General features: G+C 72.9%; 16 protein-coding genes. 4 read left to right on the forward strand and 12 right to left on the reverse strand.

The window, feature by feature from the left end; genetic code table 11:
* Window position 1: 1 nt before the first annotated feature.
* The 4 genes from ACZ6CV_RS02390 to ACZ6CV_RS02405 all read right to left on the reverse strand — a co-directional run bounded on the left by ACZ6CV_RS02390 (window position 2) and on the right by ACZ6CV_RS02405 (window position 6,780).
* Window positions 2–916 carry a metal-dependent hydrolase gene (locus ACZ6CV_RS02390; RefSeq protein WP_469248989.1) on the reverse strand — a complete coding sequence of 305 codons (915 nt, stop codon included), beginning with the start codon at window positions 914–916 and terminating at the stop codon, window positions 2–4.
* A gap of 63 nt (window positions 917–979) precedes the next feature.
* Window positions 980–2,962, reverse strand: coding sequence for a hypothetical protein (locus ACZ6CV_RS02395; RefSeq protein ID WP_469248991.1), 1,983 nt, complete (start codon window positions 2,960–2,962; stop codon window positions 980–982).
* A gap of 47 nt (window positions 2,963–3,009) precedes the next feature.
* Window positions 3,010–3,513, reverse strand: a complete 504-nt coding sequence (locus tag ACZ6CV_RS02400; protein ID WP_469248993.1) for a tetratricopeptide repeat protein — start codon at window positions 3,511–3,513, stop codon at window positions 3,010–3,012.
* A gap of 129 nt (window positions 3,514–3,642) precedes the next feature.
* Window positions 3,643–6,780 carry an alpha-N-acetylglucosaminidase gene (locus tag ACZ6CV_RS02405; protein WP_469248995.1) on the reverse strand — a complete coding sequence of 1,046 codons (3,138 nt, stop codon included), beginning with the start codon at window positions 6,778–6,780 and terminating at the stop codon, window positions 3,643–3,645.
* Window positions 6,781–6,921: 141 nt separating this feature from the next.
* On the opposite strand from ACZ6CV_RS02405, the gene ACZ6CV_RS02410 reads away from it, so the two are divergent.
* Window positions 6,922–7,302, forward strand: coding sequence for a hypothetical protein (locus ACZ6CV_RS02410; RefSeq protein WP_362367965.1), 381 nt, complete (start codon window positions 6,922–6,924; stop codon window positions 7,300–7,302).
* Window positions 7,303–7,326: 24 nt separating this feature from the next.
* Here the strand turns inward: ACZ6CV_RS02410 and ACZ6CV_RS02415 are convergent, their stop codons facing one another.
* Genes ACZ6CV_RS02415 through ACZ6CV_RS02425 form a run of 3 tightly spaced genes read right to left on the reverse strand, consistent with a single transcriptional unit; the run spans window position 7,327 to window position 10,705 of the window.
* Window positions 7,327–8,766, reverse strand: a complete 1,440-nt coding sequence (locus tag ACZ6CV_RS02415; protein WP_469248997.1) for a DUF1996 domain-containing protein — start codon at window positions 8,764–8,766, stop codon at window positions 7,327–7,329.
* Between the two features lie 32 nt (window positions 8,767–8,798).
* Window positions 8,799–9,449 carry a response regulator transcription factor gene (locus tag ACZ6CV_RS02420; protein WP_355817627.1) on the reverse strand — a complete coding sequence of 217 codons (651 nt, stop codon included), beginning with the start codon at window positions 9,447–9,449 and terminating at the stop codon, window positions 8,799–8,801.
* Complete coding sequence (locus ACZ6CV_RS02425; protein ID WP_469248999.1) at window positions 9,434–10,705, reverse strand: sensor histidine kinase; 1,272 nt, start codon at window positions 10,703–10,705, stop codon at window positions 9,434–9,436. The genes ACZ6CV_RS02420 and ACZ6CV_RS02425 overlap by 16 nt, the downstream gene beginning before the upstream one ends.
* Window positions 10,706–10,961: 256 nt before the next feature.
* On the opposite strand from ACZ6CV_RS02425, the gene ACZ6CV_RS02430 reads away from it, so the two are divergent.
* Complete coding sequence (locus ACZ6CV_RS02430) at window positions 10,962–13,151, forward strand: MMPL family transporter (RefSeq protein ID WP_469249001.1); 2,190 nt, start codon at window positions 10,962–10,964, stop codon at window positions 13,149–13,151.
* Window positions 13,152–13,244: 93 nt separating this feature from the next.
* Here ACZ6CV_RS02430 and ACZ6CV_RS02435 read toward each other — a convergent pair whose 3' ends face one another.
* From ACZ6CV_RS02435 to ACZ6CV_RS02455, 5 genes are all read right to left on the reverse strand, one after another.
* Window positions 13,245–14,234: an NAD-dependent epimerase/dehydratase family protein gene (locus tag ACZ6CV_RS02435; protein ID WP_469249003.1), complete on the reverse strand. Its 990-nt coding sequence runs from the start codon at window positions 14,232–14,234 to the stop codon at window positions 13,245–13,247.
* Window positions 14,235–14,316: 82 nt separating this feature from the next.
* A complete protein-coding gene (locus tag ACZ6CV_RS02440) occupies window positions 14,317–14,877 on the reverse strand; it encodes a winged helix-turn-helix domain-containing protein (protein ID WP_469249005.1) in 561 nt (186 codons plus the stop codon).
* Window positions 14,878–15,153: 276 nt separating this feature from the next.
* Window positions 15,154–16,182 (reverse strand): glutamine synthetase, encoded by a 1,029-nt coding sequence (gene glnII / locus ACZ6CV_RS02445; RefSeq protein WP_469249007.1) that lies wholly within the window; start codon window positions 16,180–16,182, stop codon window positions 15,154–15,156.
* A 170-nt stretch (window positions 16,183–16,352) separates the two neighbouring features.
* Complete coding sequence (locus ACZ6CV_RS02450; RefSeq protein WP_355817641.1) at window positions 16,353–16,823, reverse strand: hypothetical protein; 471 nt, start codon at window positions 16,821–16,823, stop codon at window positions 16,353–16,355.
* A gap of 143 nt (window positions 16,824–16,966) precedes the next feature.
* Complete coding sequence (locus ACZ6CV_RS02455; protein ID WP_469249009.1) at window positions 16,967–17,341, reverse strand: arsenate reductase family protein; 375 nt, start codon at window positions 17,339–17,341, stop codon at window positions 16,967–16,969.
* A gap of 168 nt (window positions 17,342–17,509) precedes the next feature.
* Between ACZ6CV_RS02455 and ACZ6CV_RS02460 the strand changes: the two genes are divergently transcribed.
* Window positions 17,510–17,818, forward strand: coding sequence for a hypothetical protein (locus tag ACZ6CV_RS02460; RefSeq protein ID WP_469249010.1), 309 nt, complete (start codon window positions 17,510–17,512; stop codon window positions 17,816–17,818).
* Between the two features lie 115 nt (window positions 17,819–17,933).
* Window positions 17,934–18,962, forward strand: coding sequence for an alpha/beta hydrolase family protein (locus tag ACZ6CV_RS02465; protein WP_469249011.1), 1,029 nt, complete (start codon window positions 17,934–17,936; stop codon window positions 18,960–18,962).
* The last annotated feature ends 19 nt before the right edge of the window (window positions 18,963–18,981 follow it).

Below are 18,981 nucleotides of genomic sequence, written 5' to 3' on the forward strand. Positions count from 1 at the left end.
GTCAGAGCGACCCCTTCCCGGCGGCGGCCGCGGCGACGGCGGCGGGGGACGCGGCGAGATAGGCGACGGCCTGCGCGGTGCTGCCCTCCTGCGAGGGGTGGTAGTCGCGGCTGAGATAGCGCGGGATGGAGCGGAGCATCGCCCCGGTGGTGGGCAGCGTCCCCGCCCTGGCGCTCCGGTGGAAGTCCTTGAAGGTCGCCTTGCCGTCGGTCAGCGTCGGGTCGTTCGCCATGAAGAACCGTGCCCCGCGCTGCCAGAGGAAGACCAGCGCGCCGAACGCCGTCGCCCACGTCCTGGCCCGGCGCCGGTAGCCCCCGTCGACGTGCATGAACAGGTCGAAGGCGACGGAGCGGTGCTCGACCTCCTCGGCGCCGTGCCAGCGCAGCAGGTCCAGCATCGTCGGGTCGGCGCCCCTGCGGTCCAGTTCCTCGGCGTTGAGCACCCAGTCGCCGAGGAAGGCGGTGTAGTGCTCGATGGCCGCGATGATCGCCACGCGCTCCATCAGCCACCACTTCCGGGCCTTGCCGGGCGGCAGCGTCCGGTCGCCGAGCAGCTTCTCGAAGAGCCAGTCGACCTGCGCGGTGTACGGGGTGGGGTCGAGCCCCTGCTCCTTGAGGTGCGGCAGGACCTCGTCGTGGGCCTGCGAGTGCATGGCCTCCTGGCCGATGAACCCGATGACGTCCTCGCGCAGTCGCTCGTCGCGGATGAGCGGCAGCACCTGCTTGTAGACGTGCACGAACCAGCGCTCACCCGCGGGCAGCAGCAGATGCAGCACGTTGATCATGTGCGTGGTGAACGGATCGTTCGGCAGCCAGTGGAGCGGGGTGTTCTCCCAGGAGAAGGAGACGTTGCGTGCCTTGAGCGGTATGTGCTCGGACGCGACGGGCCCGGGCACCCGGCTCTGCGTATTAGACATGGCGTCAATGTACTGAGCGGTAGTTCCGCGGTACAGGGGTCTGCGCGGGGAACTTCGGGGCGCCTACCGCAGCGTCTGCACCTTCTTGCCGTTCGCGAGCTCGCCGCTCAGCCGCGCCTTCGCGGTCCGCTGCGTCGGGGCGGCCAGGGTGTTCCCGGCCGCGCGCGTGCCGCCGGACGCCGTGATGGAGGTGACGTCCTTGCTGCCCGCGCCGAGGAGGTACCAGCTGCCCGCCCGGGACTTCCACAGCACGCCCGCGAGGACGTGCGGGTCGCGGCCGCCGCACGCCGGGGTGTCCTCGGCCTTGGCGGCGACGGCGCCCACCGGCCCGTCGGCCGTCTGGAACTGGGCGAGGACCCGGGTGCCCTCGCCCTGCCAGGTGTCGGCGCGGGTGCAGACCCAGTCGGCGACACCGTTGCCCTCGGGCAGCGCCTGACGGGCGTACGTCCAGGCGTTCACGGTCCGCACGCCGTGCGAGCGCACCGACGCGAGCGAGCAGGCCGACTTCGACCACTCGGCGGGCGTGGCCTCGCGCGGGGCCTCGGGGCGGCCCGCGGTCAGATGGGCGGGGACGAGCTCGCCGAGGTCGGTGGAGAGCCGGGCCGCGCCGGAGTGGTCGCGCAGCCGCAGCGCGTTCCACGACGCGCACCGCCCGTCCTGCATCGGTCCGGCGAACGGGTCGGTGACGCCGTCCGCGGAGCGGTGCAGCGGGACCGCGGCCGCGGCGGGCTTCAGGAGGTTCTGCACCGACGCGGACTTGATCCACGGGGCGGTCAGATAGCGGATGTTGCCGTCGGCGCGGTCGACGACCACGGCGCCCGCCTCGCTGCCGTTCGCCCCGTCCACGCGGGCGAAGTCGAGCGCGGCCCCGCTGGTGCCCTCGCGAGGCTCGGCGTACCGCACGACGCGCAGGCCGTCGTAGAGCAGCACCACGCGGGCGGAGTCGATGTCGCCGGCGTAGAGCAGCCGCGCGGGTCCGGGCGGCGCCCCGGCCGGGGTGCCCGGCGTCGCGGAGACCTGCACGGACTCACCGGGCCGCGCCCACACGGCGAGGGCGCGGCGGAGCAGCTCCCGGTCGCCGACGAGGTTGCCGCGCGCGGGCCACACGGAGAAGTCGGTGCGCGAGGAACGTTTCCACGCCCCCGCGGTGGCGACGCTCAGCTTCCCCGGATCGAGCGCGGCCTGCGCCGCCGGGTTCTTCGCGTACGGGGGAGCGGCGGCGCCGTCGGGACCCCAGCCGTCGCCGGGCAGCCCGAGCAGCGCCCCGCACACCAGCGCGGCGGCGGCCGCGACACCGGCGGCCTTCATGTGCTGCCTGCGCCGCATCAGGTCGGTCGGCCTGGCCTGCAGGGAACAGGGGTCGAACTCGGGGGAGGCGAGGAGCGCGTGGCGGTCGCCGCTCCCGGCGCCTTCGTCGATGGCGTCGGACTCGTCGAGCTCGTCGGCCTCGTCCAGCGCGTCCTCGGGGTCGTCGCAGCCGGCGGCGGAGAGCACCGCGTACACGGCGTCGTCGTCGAGCCCTTCGAGGCCGCGCAGCGCGTAGGCGGCGCGGGCCTCGCAGGAGAGCCGGGAGAGCGCCTGGTCCAGGGCGAGTTCGTCGGAGCCGCCCGAGCGCGGGAAGAGCCGGAGGCCGCGCACCTGCGGCAGCAGCGGAGGCAGCTGGGCCCGCTTGGGCCAGGCCGTCCAGCGCAGCGGGACCCCGGCCTCCAGGGCGCCGCGGATCACCTGCAGACGTACGTAGGTGTACGCGGGGTCGCCGTGCGGTCCGGGGCCGCGCTGGGCGGGGACGACCGCCGGGTCACCCGTCCTGCGGCTGCGCGGCAGGGCGCGCTGGGTCAGGGCGTGGGCGGTCACGACCCGCCGGTTGCGGCCGAGGTGCGGCGGCAGCACGAGGTAGGCGAGCCGGACGAGCCGCGGGTAGTGCTCGACGAGGGCGGCCTCCGCCTGCTCCACGTCGACGACGGGGGCGGGGCCGCCGGCCCCGGGGGACTTCGAGGACTTCGGGGACTTCGCGGGTGACTGCACATTCGACGACACGTTCAGCAAAACGAGCGAATCGTCGGATGGTCACCTCGTGCCGGCGTGTCCGCCGCTCAGGCCGGGGTGTCCGCCACGAGCAGGCGGGCGTAGTTGGCCATCGACCGCTGGTAGCGCGGCAGGTGGGGTGCGAGGGCGCCGAGCACCAGGGAGAGCCCCTCCCGCTCGCGCCCGAGGTTCGCGAGACACAGCGCCAGACAGGCCCGCACGGCGTCGTCCAACTCGTCCGACGGGCCCTCCAGTTCGGGCGTGAGCAGGGCGACGCCCTCCTCGGCGCGGCCGGTGTTCCGCAGCGAACTGGCCAGCTGGACGAGGGTCCGCCGCCTGCGGAGCCCGTCGATGCCGCGCTCCAGGGCCTCCCGGTAGAGGGGCACGGCACGGTCGGAGTGGCCGGTGGAGTCGAAGGCGCAGGCCCGCTCGAAGGGGGCGACCGGGTCTCCGGCGGGCAGTTCGGCGGCCAGCCCGTCGATCAGCGCGCGGAACGCGCCGGCGTTCTCCTCGCCGTACGCGTCCAGGGTGTCCCAGGCCGCCGCGAGCCGCTTCTCCCAGTCGTCATCCATGCCGCCGCCCTGGCACCCCCCTCGTCGTACGTCACCCCCTTTTCGGTGCGCGGTCGAGGACCTCGGCGTCCGCCCGACCGCGGGTGGGCCGGAACCGCCGGTTCCGGCCCACCCCCGCACACCCGGGCCCTACGCCACGTCCCATCCGCTGAACTCCACCGTCCCGCGGCCCCCGTCACCCCCGTTCGTCGCGCTCATGAAGAGCCCCACGTCCTGGGCCGCCACCGCCCCGGCCACCCGCACCGACGCCACCGTCCGCCACGTCTGCCCGTCGTCCGTGGAGCACGCCCCGGTGAAGGTGTCGCCCGCGCGCGAAAGGCGCAGCAGCACCGGCGCCTTGATCCCGGTGAGCCGCTGGTACGTGTCCAGGGTGCCGTCGCCGTTCGTGTCGTACGACAGCACGACCCCGTTGCCCGGCGTCACGGCGAGGTCCACGAACCCGCGGGAGCCCGGTGTGCCCAGCGCCGCGCGGCTGATGATGCCCGCCCGCGCCCACGGCCCGGTCACGGCCTGGGCGTCCACCCGCACCGTCACCGAGACACCGTCCCGCAGCGCGCCCTCCCGGTACAGCGTCCCGAACTCCGTCGTGCCCTTCCACAGGTCGGCGCCGGCCCCGTTGATCGCGTACCGCCCGTCCAGCTCCCCGAAGACCGCGGAGTTGTTGCTGTACTTCTTCCAGTCGCCGCTCACCGGGCCCGCCTCGAACAGGGTCCCGTCGTGCACGGTGCGCACGCGCGGCTCCCCGGCGGGGCCGTACGTGACGGCGATCTCGTACGGCAGGGGCCGCAGCGGCCGGTCGAGCGGGGCCTCGGGTGTCGTGGCCCGCCACGCCACCTTGCCCGTCCCCGCGGGCGCCACCCTCGGCAGCGAGACGGTGCCGCTCGGCTCCGCGTCGAGACCGGTCAACGCGAAGTCGACGCGGCCGGTGGCGCGCAGTCCGTTGACGTTGCGGAAGACGGCCTCCAGACGGGCGGTGCCGCCCGGCGGGACGGTGGACGGCTCCGCGGTGACCGTCAGGGTGCCCTGGTAGGGCGCGCGGGCCAGGACGTCCCGTACCCGCGCCGCCGTCCGGTGCGCCGAGCCGACCGGGCGCAGCGGATAGTCCTTGCGCTCCCGCGTCCACGGCTCCTCGAAAGCGAACCAGTCGACGGCCTTCGGCGCCCGCCCCGCGGCCAGCGCGTCGGACAGCTCGTCGAGCCACTTCTGCCAGCGGGGCACATAGAAGTCGGCCATCAGGCCGTGCCATTCGCGGTTGGCGTAGTCGTGCAGCTTCCCCGCGTCGGACGTGGCGCGGTCGCCCCACACGGTGATGAGCACCTTGGCGGTCCGCTCGAACTCGGCGCTCTCGGCGGTGCTCGTCCCCATCCGCCGGGCGGCCTCGACGTACGGCCCGAGCAGGAACGCCGGGTCGGTGCCCGTCACGTCGTCCGCGAGCCGCATCAGGCGCAGCCACAGCTTCGCCAGCGTGTCGAAGGTCTCCCGGTCCTTGCGGGTGTACGCCGTCCGCAGCTGCGGCAGGAGCTGCCGGCTGCGGTGGGCGAGGGCCTGCCGGGCGACGTCCACCAGGTCGTAGCGGTAGGCGGCGCTGCCGCGCAGCTTGCCCGCCACCCCGAGCAGCCCGGCGAGCGCGGCGTCGAAGCGGCCCGGGTCGTAGGTCAGGGCGCGCGGCGCGTACTCGGCGGCGCGGGCCGCCGCGAGGTCGGGCCGGGCGGCGAAGAGCGAGTCGTGCGGGTCGCTGCGCTCGACGGCGGTGTGCTGGTAGGCGGTGTCGTTCAGCGCCCGCCAGGCGGCCCGCGCGCCGCGGTCCGGGCTGCCGTAGCGGAAGTCGGCGTAGGAGGAGAACCACTCCGCCCGGTCCACCGGGCCCCTCGTCCAGGCCAGTTCCGAGAAGAGCTCGAAGGCGGCGGGGTCCCGGTCGGTGGCCTCCGGCAGGAAGGCCGTGCCGGTCAGGGCGCTGCCCGCCTTGTCGCGCCAGGCGAAGAACTTCTCGTTCCAGATGTGGGTGCGTGCCCCGATGGTGGTGCGCCCGCCGAAGTTGGGGATGGTCCCGAACGCGTACGGGGTGCCGCCCCAGTCCTTCTCCCGGTCCGTGACGCTCGCGAACCGGTCCGAGACGCCGTCGACGATCAGCATCCGCTCGCGGTCGACGGCGTCGAGCAGCGCGGGAAGCGGGTTGGCCTCCCAGCCGAGAATCACCCAGGTGGCTCCGGGATGCGCCTTCTGCAGGGCGGCCTCCACGCCCCGCGCGGCGTCCGGCACGGGCACGTCGCCGGCCGTTCCGCCCTCGTGCAGCAGGTCCATCTTGAAGTGGGCGGCGGCCCCGAAGAGGTCCTTCTGGTGCCGGTAGAAGGAGGCGGCGACCTCTTTGAAGGCCGTGGTGCGCGGGTCGAGCCAGTCCGGCCGCGGGAACCCGTGCCAGACGCCCTGCGACACCACCTTCGCGTCGCCGCCGTTGCGCTCGACGAACCCGTCGGGCACGCTCCCGTAGTAGCCGGGGAAGACCGGGGCGATGCCGAGATCACGCAGCCTGCGTACGATCCGCTGCCCCAACTCCACGCGCTCGGCGAGGAGTTCGTGGGAGAGCGGGCCGCCGTAGTCGGAGAGGTTCTGCAGCAGCCACCACGGCTGGTGCGAGGGGGCGGGCAGCCAGGAACGGGCCTCCGCGTCCGAGTAGCCGAACTCCCGCAGCACCCGGTGGTACACGGCCTCCGCGCCCGCGATCACCATGACCTCGTTGCAGCCGTGCACCGCGAGCACGTCGATCATCCGCTCCCAGTAGGCCCAGTCGGCGTACGGCGCGGTGTACCCGTCGTTGGTGTCGTTCAGCGCGAACCGGTGCGGGAGCGAGGTGCGCCGCTCCAGCGGCCTCGACGGCGCGGGCAGCCTGGCCGGCAGGTTCAACTGGCTGCCGTTCCAGGCGATGTGGGTCCCGCACACGTACTTGAGGTACCAGTGGACGCCGGTGAGCAGGACCGCGGGTGTCGTGCCGGACACCTGGATCCGCCCGGCCGTTCCGGTGACGCGGAAGCGGTCTTCGGAGCCCCGTGCGGGGACGAGTCTGAGCCGGATCTGCTCCGCGTGATGCGGCAGGAGTCTGTTGAGCGCCGAGCGCGCGGAATCCGTATCGAAGGCGGGGCCCCTGGCGGGCTCCGCGGCAGCGGTGGGGCCGTCGGCGGCATGGGCCGGCAGCGCGGTCCCGCCGACGGCGGCGCCGAGGGTGAGGGCGCCGGCGGTGCCGAGCACGGAACGTCGGGACAGTTCGGACATGTGTACCCCCTGAGGTGAAGGCTGCGGCGCACGGTATCCGTGCGACACCCCGTGCTCAACGGATGTGAGGGAGATGGCGTGTTCGAGTCGCAGCGAGAGGCTGGTGGGGCGATGAGGGCGGCACGGAGCGTGCTTTCGGGCATGGCGGTGGGAGGACTGCTGATGGTGACGGGGTGCGGCTCGGGGGGTGACGGCGCGCCGGAGACGGCGAGCGGCAGCCTGGAGCAGCTGGCGGCCGAGGCGCACTGCAGGGCCGACATCCAGACGGACGCGGCCGAACTGCGCCAGGCCACCTGTGAGAACGGTGCCCGGCGCTATGTCCTCGTAACCTTTACAAACGCCCGTGGCCAGGCCGAATGGCTCGACGAGGCGAACGACTACGGGGGTACGTACCTCGTCGGCGGCCGCTGGGTGGCGGTCGGCGGGGCCGCCGACATCGCGGCGCTGCGCGGTCGGCTCGGCGGGACCGTGGTGGACGCCGCGGGGAGGCACGGCGGCCACCACGGTCACCGCATGGGATGAACGGGCGCAGGGCCAGGTGCCGCGTCAGGTGCAGCGCTGTCCGGAGTTCACGCACTTCGCGACGCGCCGCATCAGGCGCTCGTCGAAGACGTTGATGAAGTCGCCGTGGTCGGTGACGGGCTTGTGCAGCTGCTCGGGGAAGGAGTCGACGGCGAAGCCGGGGCCCGGCGGCACGTCGTAGACGATGCGCTGCACGAGCTGGGGGATGGCGCGGAAGCCGCGCGGGCAGGCGCCGGAGCGCGGGTCGGCGAAGGCGACGTGGGTGCGGTGGTTGGCGCTGTCGGTGTTCCGGCCGTCCCAGCAGCTCTGGAAGCGGAACGTCCGTACGACCTTGCTGCCCGCGGGGCAGATCGGGTACTTGTCCTTCAGCTGCCGGTTCTCGAACCCGGTGCAGCTCCACGAGGCGTTGGCGTTGGCGTCGCCGTTGGTGAAGGCCTTGGCGTCACCGGTGATGATGCGTAGGAAGCGCGGCATCGCGGAGACCTTGCTCACCGGGTTCCCGGCGAACTTCAGGGTGACGGAAGCCGGTGTCTGGATCTCGCCGACGTTCTGGTCCTTGCCGCCGCCGTCGGCCTGGGTGTCGTTCTCGTCCCGGCCGTTCTGCAGCCGAAGGACGGGCCAGTAGTACGTCGACTTGTCGCCCTGGTTGCGGCAGGTGGTCCGGCCGTTCGCGAGGTCGTCGTCGCCGGAGAAGGCGTCCGTCGCCTGGTTGCCCACGTAGTCGTGCATGTGATGGGCGCCGTTGCTCACGCCGGGGGCGGCGATGACGTTGTCCGGGTTGAACTTGCCGTTCTCGTTGCGTCCGCAGCTGGTGGTGAAGGTGCCGCGCGAGGCGTTCCGGCCGTCGCGGGGGCGGGTGACATTGGGCCGGACGGACTCGATGTCGGCGAAGTCACCGGCCTCGGGGCCGTTGCCGTTCCGGCCCTGGTCCTGCCCTTGCCCCTGGCCTTGGTCCTGCCCTCCACCCTGTTCCTGCCCTTGCCCTTGCCCTTGCCCTTGCCCCTGGCCGGGCTGCTGGTCGTCGGCGCGCAGGGTGCACGGCGCCATGCTGTCGATGGCCTCGGGCCGCTCCCCGGCCCGCTCCAGCGCGTCGCCGATCCGGCCGATGGTCCCCCGCCGCTGCTCCTCCAGCGGGGGCAGGACGGATTCCTTGTCCCGGACCCGGCCGAACCGGGTGTACGCCCGGGTGATCTGGGTGTCCAGCTCGGCGAGCCCGCGGTCCACCTCCCCGCGCGCCGTCTTCGGCACCTCGGGGAGCTGGTTGACGACGTCCGGACAGCTGATGGTGGACACCGACTGCGCGGCGTTGCGCGGAGGCGGCAGGTCCGTACCCTCCTCGGCGTTCGCGTAGACGTTCACGGCGACGAGACCGCCGCCGCCCAGCAGCAACGCCGCGGAGGCGGCGACCATCCGCCGCGCCAGTTTCGATCGTTTGCGTGAGGTGCGTCGTGGAGTGCGTCCCATGGGGCTACATACGCATCAGGGGACCGGCGTGTTCAGCGCCCCTGGTCCAGATAGGCGAGGACCGCGAGCACCCGCCGGTTGTCGTCGTCGGAGACCGCGAGGTCGAGCTTTCCGAAGATGTTGGACGTGTGCTTGGCGATGGCCCGCTCGGTGACGACCAGCTGCGCCGCGATGGCCGCGTTCGACCGGCCCTGCGCCATGAGTTCGAGCACCTCGCGCTCGCGCGGAGTGAGCGCGCCGAGCGGCTGCTCGGCGGAGTGCCGCGACAGGAGCTGCTGGATCACCTGCGGGTCCATCGCGGTGCCGCCGGCCGCGACCCGCCGTACCGCGTCGATGAACTGCGCCGCGTCGAAGACCCGGTCCTTCAGCAGATAGCCGACGCCGCCGTTGCCGTCGGCCAGCAACTCCCGCGCGTACAACTGCTCCACGTGCTGCGAGAGGACCAGGACGGGCAGCCCGGGGCGGGCCCGGCGGGCGGCGAGCGCGCACTGCAGGCCCTCGTCCGTGTGGGACGGCGGAAGCCGGACGTCGACGACGGCGACGTCCGGCTGCAACTCCGCGAGGGCCTTGGTCAGTTCGGGCCCGCTCTCCACGGCCGCCAGGATCTCGAAGTCGAACGCCTCCAGCATCCGCACCAGGCCGTCGCGCAGCAGGAAGAGGTCTTCGGCTAGGACAACTCGCAAGGGATCTCCATGGTCACCATGGTCGGACCGCCCGCGGGGCTGCTGACGGCCAGTACGCCGTCGAATGTACCGAGCCGGCGTTCGACCCCGCTCAGCCCGGACCCCGCCCCGATCGCCGCGCCGCCCTTGCCGTTGTCGGTGACCGCGATGCGCAGCATGCCGTCCGCGTGGTGCACGTCCACCCAGACGCGGTCCGCGCCCGCGTGCTTGATGGCGTTGGTCAGGGCCTCGCTGACGGCGAAGTACGCGGCCGACTCGACCGGCGCCTCCACCCGCCGCGGCAGCTCCACGTCGACCTCCGTGGCGATCGGCAGCCGCAGCGCGAGGGCCTTCACCGCATCGCCCAGGCCCCGTTCGGCGAGGACCGGCGGGTGGATGCCGCGGACCAGGTCGCGCAGCTCGGTCAGCGCCTCGCCGGAGTTCTGCCGGGCCTGCGCGAGCAGCACCTTGGCCTTGGCCGGGTCCGCGTCGACCAGCGCCTCAATCGTGCCGAGGTCCATGCCCATGGCGACCAGACGGGCCTGCGCGCCGTCGTGCAGATCGCGCTCGATGCGGCGCAGCTCGGCCGCGGAGTTGTCGACCGCGTCGTGCCGGGTCTCGGTCAACCGGTCGACGCGCAGGGCCAGTTCGTGCTCCCGCATGGTCGCGGTGGGCGCGAGGAGGGTGCGGGCGAGCAGGAAGTGGCCGCGGATGAGGGCGGGGTTGACGAAGACGCCGAGAACCAGGAGGGCGGTGCCGAGCGCGGCGGCCTGGTTGGCGGTGGACTGCGAGGTGACGTGGATGAACCCGTACCACTCGCCGCCGCCGGCGTCGTAGATCGGCTTCCACACGCCGAGGGCGAGCACCCAGCCGTACAGCCAGTAGGCCAGCAGCACCGGGGCGAAGACCGCGGTGACGAAGCCGCCGATCATGTCGACGAACAGCCACTGCAGATCGCGCCAGGTCGCCGGGTCCTTGAGCATCAGCGAACAGCGCTCCACCTGCCCGGTGACGCCCGAGCGCACATCGGCGGGGAACGGCCGGTAGGGGACCGGGATCGCCACGTCCGCCCACCGCCCCGCCTGGTCGCGCCGCAGGGTCGCCCAGTGCCGGACCGCCGTCAGGACGACCGGGGTGGTGAGGACACCGACCCCGAGCAGGATGAAGGCGATCGACAGCACGGACAGCACGAAGAGGGTGATCGAGCCCGCGAGCGAGGCGACCGACAGATACAGCCCCCGTGCCCCCGCGACCACAGCGTTCCGCAGTCTCGTCATGACCTTGAGCCCCTCTCGATGTGTCCTGCGTCCTCCGTCCGCTCCCCGCGACCGGTACACCGCCATTCTTGTTGGTGGCGGCGGATCGGAGCACTGGGTCCCGCACCCGAGCAGGGGTGTACCTGACGACACCCCCGCACCTCGCCCTGTGCTTCGCCGGGAGGGGGCCTCGGCGGCTGGGGCGGGCGGCCCGCGATTTCTAGCGTGGGACACGTCTTATCCGACGCATATGCAGACTTGATGGGGGCGGATCGCCATGAGGCGGAACCTCGCGGCACGACTCGGTGTGTGGAGCGCACACCACCGGAAGGCGGCCGTCCTCGGCTGGCTGGTCTTCGTGGTCCTCGCCACGGTCATCGGCGGCGGCTCCGGGATGGTGACCGCGTCCGACGAGGAGATGGGGGTCGGCGACTCGGCCCGCACCACGAAGATCCTGGAGGACGCGGACATCGACGAACCCGCGGGCGAGCTCGTCATGGTCACCGCCAGGACCCCCGACGGCTGGCGGGACGCGGCCGCCGACCTGTCGAAGGCGCTGACGGCGACCGGTGACGTACGCGGTCTCAAGGCGCCGCTGCCCTCGAAGGACGGCAAGGACGCGCTGCTGCGCTTCCAGATCAAGGGGGACTCGAAGGACGCCGCCGACCGGGTCCAGCCGGTCCTCGACGCGGTGGCGAAGGCGTCCGACGACGGGGCCCAACACGGCATCTCCGTCCACCAGTTCGGCGACGCGAGCTCCGCGAAGCAGCTGTCCGACCTGCTCGCCGACGACTTCAAGACGGCCGAGTTCACCGCGGTGCCGCTGGCGCTCGGCATCCTCCTGGTCATCTTCGGCGCCGTGGTCGCCGCGCTGCTCCCGGTGGGCCTCGCCCTCACCGCGTGCGTGGCCGCCTTCGGCCTGCTCTCGCTGGCCAGCCACCAACTGCACCTCTTCGAGACCACGTACTCCGTGATGTTCCTGATGGGTCTCGCGGTCGGCGTCGACTACTGCCTGTTCTATCTGCGCCGCGAACGGGACGAGCGGGCCGCCGGCCGGGACGCCGAGACGGCCCTGCGGATCGCCGCGGCCACCAGCGGCCGCGCCGTCCTGGTCTCCGGCCTCACGGTGATGGTCGCGATGGCGGGCATGTTCCTGTCCGGGCTGCTCCTCTTCAAGGGCTTCGCCGTCGCCACGATCCTGGTGGTGTGCGTGGCGATGCTCGGCTCCGTCACGGTCCTGCCGGCGCTCCTCGCCTGGCTCGGCGACCGGATCGAGGCCGGCCGCATCCCCTTCCTGGGCCGCCGCGCGAAGAAGCGCGCCCACGCCGGCGGCGGCATCGCCGGCACCGTCCTGCGGCCCGTCCTGGCCCGCCCGAAGTTCTTCGCCGTCGGCGCCGCGGTGCTGCTGCTCGCCCTCGCCGCCCCCGCGCTCGGCATGAAGACCGAACAGCTGGGCCTGGAGAAGCAGTTCGGCTCCGACGCGCCGCTCTCCGTCTCGTACAAGAAGATCACCGAGAAGTTCCCCGGCGGTCCGGCCCCCGCCCGGGTGGTCGTGAAGGCCGACGACATCGGCGCACCGCCCGTGCGGTCCGCCCTCGACGCGCTCACCCGGAAGGCGGGCGACGGCGCCGAACTCACCGTCCACAAGGCGGCGGGCGTCGCCGAGATCGCCGTACCGCTGCCGGGCAACGGCACCGACGCCGAGGCCAAGAAGGCCTTGCACACCCTGCGGGACGACACGGTGCCCGCGGCCTTCGACGGGGTGCAGGCCGAGGCGTACGTGGGCGGTGACCTGGCCTCGTCGGAGGACTTCAGCGATCAGCTGGGCCGGGGCATCGGGCCGGTCCTCGCCTTCATCACCGCGGTGACCTTCCTGCTCATGCTCTTCAGCTTCCGCTCGGTGGTGATCGCGGTGACGTCGATCGTGCTGAACCTGCTGTCGGTGGGCGCCGCCTACGGCGTCATGACCGCCGTCTTCCAGCACGGCTGGGGCGCGGAGCTGATCGGCTCGGAGAAGGTCGGCGCGATCGAGAACTGGATGCCGCTCTTCGTCCTCGTCGTCCTCTTCGGACTCTCCATGGACTACCACGTGTTCGTGGTCTCCCGGATCCGCGAGTTCCGTGACCGGGGCCTGGACAACCGCTCGGCGATCCGCGAGGGCATCACGCGCACGGCGGGCGCGATCACCGGCGCGGCGGTGATCATGGTGGCGGTCTTCGCGGTCTTCGGCACGCTGTCCATGCAGGACATGCAGCAGATGGGCGTGGGCCTGGGCGTGGCGGTCCTCCTGGACGCGACGGTGGTCCGGATGATCCTGCTGCCGTCCCTGATGACGCTCCTGGGGGAGCGCAACTGGCACACGCCGCGGTTCCTGCGCCGGCTCCCGCAGCTCTCCCACGACGAGGAGGCGCCCGCCGGTCCGCGGACGCCGGGCCTGCCCAACCCGCAGGTGCCGAGCGCCCGTTGACGAGCGCCCGACGGACCTGACCCACGGATCCGACGTACGAACCCCACACGACGCGGCCCCGGTGCGGAACACCCACACCGGGGCCACGCGGCGTCACAGCCCGAGCGCCTTCGCCTCCTTCTCGGGGGCGAGCCCGACCACCGGCCGGTCCGGCCGCCGCGGCGGCGTCCCGCCGATGGCGCGCAACCACTCCCAGGTGTCCCGCACGGTCTCGGCGACCGGCCGGGTGGCGAGACCCGCGGCGGCGGCCTTCGCCGCGGACGACCGGTGCATGGTGTCGTGCACCTCGCCCGGCGCCAGCCACACCGGCAGCTCCATCCACTGCTCGATGCCCGCGTCCAGCACCACCTGCGGGTCCGTCCAGCGCAGCGCCAGGTCCGGGCCGCCCGCCACCTCGGCGCACGCGTCCAGCAGCTCGCCCATCGTGAACCGCCCCATCGGACTGACCAGGTTGTACGGTCCGTGCAGCCCCGCGGCGACCGCGTCGAGGATCCACTCGGCGAGGTCCCGCACGTCGACGTACTGGATGTCCAGGTCCCGCGGCCCGGGGGCGAGCACGGGGCCGCCGCGCGCGACCCGGTTCAGCCACCACGGCAGCCGCCCGATGTTCTCGTACGGGCCGAGGATCAGCCCGGCCCGCGCGAGCACCGTCCGCTCGGCCCCGAACGCGGCGAGCGCGGCCAGCTCGCCGCCCCGCTTGTCCTGCGCGTACTCCGTCGCCTCCGCGTCCGGGTCGCCCTCCACCACCGGGAAGGACTCGTCGGACCCCGCCTCGCCCGGGTAGCGGTAGACGGAGCTGCTGGAGACGTAGACGTACCGCCCGACGCGGTCCGCGAGCAGTCGTGCCGCGTCCCGCACCACCCGGGGCGCCGCCGACCAGGTGTCGACCACCGCGTCCCACGTGCCCTCGGCGAGCGCCGCGAGGCCGTCCTCGGTGGTGCGGTCGCCGTGCACGGCCGCGGCTCCCTCGGGCGCCGCGTGGTGGCCGCGGTGGAAGACGGTCACCTCCCAGCCCCGGGCGAGGGCCGCCTCGGTGACCGCACGCCCCACGAATTCGGTTCCGCCCAGCATCAGAAGTCTCATGCGGGCGACTCTGCCCGCACGGACCGCGCCGGGGAAGGAGGTTCTGCTCCGGGCAGAGCGGGGAACCGGGACGCGCCGCGGGTCAGTGCGGGGTGGCCGGCGCGTACTTGTAGCCGACCCGGCGCACCGTCTGGATGGTCCTGCGGTGCTCGGCGCCGAGCTTGCGCCGCAGCCGCGCCACGTGCACGTCGACGGTCCGGCCGTCGCCCACGTGCCCGTACCCCCACACCGTGGTCACCAGCTGGTCGCGGGTGTGCACCCGGTGGGGGTGCGCGACGAGGTGGGCGAGCAGCTCGAACTCCAGGTAGGTGAGGTCGAGTTGGCGCCCGTCGACCTCGACGGCGCGCTGCACGGCGTCGATCCTGATGGGACCGGCGGCGGGGGCGGGCACCGCCTCGGGCGGGGCGGGGTCGGCGGTGACGGGCTCCTGGCCCGCGGGCACGAGGACGAGGTAGCCGACCATCGGGGGCCGGCCGGGCAGGGTGGGCAGGGTGTGCTGCGGGGCGGGCAGCCAGGTGGCGCCCGGCGGCAGGAAGTCGGGGATGCCGGCCACCTCGTCGGGTGCGACGGCCCGCAGCCGGCCGCGGCCCGGCGCCGGGGGAGGGGTGAGGGCGGTGGCGGAGAAGGATCGGGTGTTCGCCATGGGGGATCAGCTCTTTCGCGCGAAGGAGTCGTCGAGAACGAGACGTACGTCGTGCGCGTCAGGCGAAGGCCGGGTGAACGGCTTTAGAGGGCCCGCGCGTTCATCGCGCGGCAACACACCCGGTCGAAGTCGTGATGCTGCCGGGAGGGCCAGAAAGGCTCGAGGTCATGACGACCTGTCGAGGTGTTCCGGTGGCTGCCCATGGCTCCATTGAATCAGATGAGAACGGGGTCGCCCACCGTAACCGGTGGACGACCCTTGGGTGATGGGGTGGGATCAGACCTGGCCGGCCTTCTCCAGGGCGGTGCAGCAGGTGTCGACGAGCAGCCGCGTCACGACGTACGGGTCGACGTTCGCGTTCGGGCGGCGGTCCTCGATGTAGCCCTTCTGCTCCACCTCGACCTGCCACGGGATGCGGACCGAGGCGCCGCGGTCGGAGACGCCGTACTTGTACTCGTCCCACGGGGCGGTCTCGTGCAGGCCGGTGAGGCGGTCGTCGATGCCCGCGCCGTAGTTCTTGACGTGGTCGAGCGGCTTGGAGCCCTCGCCGAGGGACTCGCAGGCGGTGATGATCGGGGCGTAGCCCTCACGCATCGCCTTGGTGGAGAAGTTGGTGTGCGCGCCCGCGCCGTTCCAGTCGCCCTTGACCGGCTTGGGGTCGAGGGTCGCGGAGACCTTGAAGTCCTCGGCGGTGCGGTAGAGCAGCCAGCGGGCGATCCACAGCTGGTCGGAGACCTCCAGCGGGGCGAGCGGGCCGACCTGGAACTCCCACTGACCGGGCATGACCTCGGCGTTGATGCCGGAGATGCCGAGACCGGCCGTCAGACAGTGCTCCAGGTGCGCCTCGACGACGTCACGGCCGAAGATCTCGTCCGAGCCGACACCGCAGTAGTAGCCGCCCTGCGCGGCGGGGAAGCCGCCGACGGGGAAGCCGAGCGGGCGGTCGCCCTCGAAGAAGGTGTACTCCTGCTCGATGCCGAAGATCGGCTCCTGCGCGGCGAACCGCCCGGCGACCTCGGCCAGTTCGGCGCGGGTGTTGGACTCGTGCGGGGTCATGTCCGTGTTGAGGACCTCGCACAGGACGAGGACGTCGGCGCCGCCGCGGATCGGGTCCGGGCAGGTGTAGACCGGCTTGAGGACGCGGTCCGAGGCGTGACCCGTGGCCTGGTTCGTGCTGGAGCCGTCGAAGCCCCACAGCGGCAGCTCGGCGCCCTTCGCGTCGTCCGCGAGGATCTTCGTCTTCGAGCGGAGCTTCGCGGTCGGGGCGGTGCCGTCGATCCAGATGTACTCAGCCTTGAAGGTCACGGGGCCTCATCCTTAAAACGTTCGGTACGGCGCAGAACGTGCGGGTGCTGCGGTGCCGTGGTGATGGGCGCAAGCCTGACAACCGGCGATTTCCCTGCCGTTGCTCTTGTGTGAACCCCGTGTTACCGGAAGGCGGCTGTGGCCGACGTCACGTGCGGCCGCCGCCGGCGTCACTTGATGACGGCGTTGGCGGCCGCGATGGCGAGCCCGATGGCCGCGTCGGCGGCGCCGATCAGGACGGCCGAGCGGCGCCGGTAGCCGACCCGCAGCGCGGCGAAGGTGCCCCAGCCGAGCAGCAGACCGGCGTTGAGGAGCAGCCCGGTGTACGTGACCGGCGGCTCGGGCCAGCCGAAGGCGCCCGCGAGCACCAGCAGCAGCACGGTGGGCCAGCAGGCCACGATCACCGGCCACTCGTCGGCGAGCGCCCGCACCAGCTGGCGCCAGCGGTGGATGCCGGAGCCGGGCCGGTGCGTGGACATGTGGTGCGCGTAGCCGTGCGCGAGCGCGGCCGTGCCCGCGGTGACGCTGACCCAGGCCGCGTCGTAGTACGGCGTGTAGCGCGTGCCCTCCGCCTGCAGCGCCGCGAGCAGCGCGCTCGCGAGGACCGTTCCGTATACGCCCCCGAACATCCAGCTCCGCACGGCGCGCTCCTTTCCGTGTGCCGGATCGGTGTCCGGTCGACAGCGTGTGGAGCACCCCACGCTAGGCAGGCGTATGTAACGGTTTGCCGGAGTTCGTCCATCAATGGGCGGTCATCTGCGGGTTTGTATGTGCGTGGGTGCGGCTACCGCTTGCGGGAGAGCGCGTCCCGTACCGCCTCCTCCGTACGGCCCACCACCGCCGTGCCGTCGTCCGCCGTGATGATCGGGCGCTGGATCAGCTTCGGGTGGCCGGCGAGCGCCGTGATCCAGCGGTCGCGGGCCGAGGCGTCGCGGGGCCAGGCCGCGCGGTCCGCGAGGCCCAGCTCCTTCGCGGCCGGTTCCTGGGTCCTGGTGATGTCCCAGGGTTCGAGGCCGAGGCGGTCGAGCACGCCGCGGATCTCGTCCTCGGTCGGCACGTCGTCGAGATAGCGGCGCACGGTGTAGTCGGCGCCCTCCGCGTCGAGCAGGGTGAGGGCGCCGCGGCACTTCGAGCAGGCGGGGTTGATCCAGATCTCCATGCCCACACGCTACCCCGCGAACCACCCGTTCCAGGGGTCTCGGCAGCCCTCTGTTCGAATACCCCAAAGCCCGTCTGGCCAGCGGCGATTGTCAGTGCCGGGGAGTAGAATCACAGTAGTGTTCGAGGGCGCCCGACGGGGGGTCCTGACCGCGACAGGAGGATGCCCGTGCCCGCTGCCGCACTCACATCGAAGCGTGTGTCCAAGGCCGCACCACAACCCGTCCTGATCGACCTGCCGTACGCACCGCGCGAGAAGAAGGCGCTGCCCGCCGGCCGCCCGCGCGAGTGGTACGTCCACCACAACCGCCGCCTCAAGGCGATGCGCCTGGCCATCGCCCTGCTCGACTCCGGCGTCCATCAGCCGGACCAGGCGAAGAACGGCACGATACGGCGGATGGCCGAGGAGGTCGGGATCCATCCGCCGTCCGATATCACCTGCCACATGGTGCGGGCACTGATGCGGTACAGCCGCTGACCTGCCGTTGAACGAGTGACGGACAAGTGCGGGGCCCGGGACGGGAGTTGACGCCGCGGGCCCCGTTGCGGCGTGGGCCTGTGCGCTCACGCGTGCGATGGGACATGCTGAGCCCATGACCCAGCCGGACCCCGTCGGCGAACTGCCGCTCCTGACGACCGCCGAACTCCCGGACGGCACCCGCCTCCCGGTGCGCGGCCTGCGCGCGCCCGCACCGGACCGCTTCCTTCCGTCCGGCTCGGGCCCGGCACCGGGGCCGCCGCCGGCGCCCGTGGTGCTCATCCTGCCCGCGATGGGCACACCCGCCCGCCGCTACCGCCGTTTCGCCCGGCAGTTGCACGACGAGGGGCTTACGGTGCTCACCGTCGACCTGCGCGGCCAGGGCGAGGCAGCCCCGGACCCCGCGGGACCGAGGCCGCTCGACCACGGCTACCGCGCGATCGTCGAGGAGGACCTCCCCGCGGTCGTCGCGGCGGTCCGTGCCGAGCTCGGCCCCGAACCGCCCCTGCATCTGCTCGGCCACAGCCTCGGCGGCCAACTCGCGCTGATCTACGCGGCGTTGACGCGCTCGCCCGAAAGGCCGGGCGGGGCCGGGGCCAGGGTCGGCGGCGGTAGCGGCGTTGGCGTCGGCGTGGACGGCGTGGCGATCGTCGCCACCGGCTCCGTCTGGTACCGCGCCTTCGGCCCGCTGCGCGCCCCCGCCCTCTACCTCTTCCAGCTCCTGGTCACCGCCACGGCGACCGCGCTCGGCCGCTGGCCCGGCGCCCGGCTCGGCTTCGGCGGCGATCAGCCCAAGGGCGTCATGCGCGACTGGGCACGGCAGATGCGGACCGGCCGCTACAGCGCGAAGGGTTCCGCGCGCGACTACGAAACCGCCCTCCACGCCCTGCGGTTGCCCGTCCTCGCGATCTCCGTCGACCAGGACACGTACGCCCCCGCGTCCTCCCTCGACCACCTTCTGGCCAAGGTCCCGCAGGCCCGCCTCACCCGCAGCCACTACACCTCGCAGGAGGCGGGCCGCACGCTCGACCACTTCGCCTGGACCCGGGCGGGCGGCGCGCTCGCCAAGCGGGTGGCGGCGTGGACGGCCGAGGAGGAGACGGCGGGACGGGTCGCGCCGCACCGGGCCGCGCCGGGCCGCTGACACGCTCGCCGGCCGCTCC

It is taken from the genome of Streptomyces sp. NPDC041713, from assembly GCF_055591085.1.

Bases quoted from the DNA above. Each gene is read 5' to 3' on its own strand.
- ACZ6CV_RS02390 (WP_469248989.1), bottom strand. From the start codon at position 916: ATGTCTAATACGCAGAGCCGGGTGCCCGGGCCCGTCGCGTCCGAGCAC.
- ACZ6CV_RS02400 (WP_469248993.1), bottom strand. From the start codon at position 3,513: ATGGATGACGACTGGGAGAAGCGGCTCGCGGCGGCCTGGGACACCCTG.
- ACZ6CV_RS02435 (WP_469249003.1), bottom strand. From the start codon at position 14,234: ATGAGACTTCTGATGCTGGGCGGAACCGAATTCGTGGGGCGTGCGGTC.
- ACZ6CV_RS02440 (WP_469249005.1), bottom strand. From the start codon at position 14,877: ATGGCGAACACCCGATCCTTCTCCGCCACCGCCCTCACCCCTCCCCCG.
- ACZ6CV_RS02430 (WP_469249001.1), top strand. From the start codon at position 10,962: ATGAGGCGGAACCTCGCGGCACGACTCGGTGTGTGGAGCGCACACCAC.
- ACZ6CV_RS02455 (WP_469249009.1), bottom strand. From the start codon at position 17,341: ATGGAGATCTGGATCAACCCCGCCTGCTCGAAGTGCCGCGGCGCCCTC.
- ACZ6CV_RS02425 (WP_469248999.1), bottom strand. From the start codon at position 10,705: ATGACGAGACTGCGGAACGCTGTGGTCGCGGGGGCACGGGGGCTGTAT.
- ACZ6CV_RS02465 (WP_469249011.1), top strand. From the start codon at position 17,934: ATGACCCAGCCGGACCCCGTCGGCGAACTGCCGCTCCTGACGACCGCC.
- ACZ6CV_RS02405 (WP_469248995.1), bottom strand. From the start codon at position 6,780: ATGTCCGAACTGTCCCGACGTTCCGTGCTCGGCACCGCCGGCGCCCTC.
- ACZ6CV_RS02410 (WP_362367965.1), top strand. From the start codon at position 6,922: ATGGCGGTGGGAGGACTGCTGATGGTGACGGGGTGCGGCTCGGGGGGT.
- ACZ6CV_RS02415 (WP_469248997.1), bottom strand. From the start codon at position 8,766: ATGGGACGCACTCCACGACGCACCTCACGCAAACGATCGAAACTGGCG.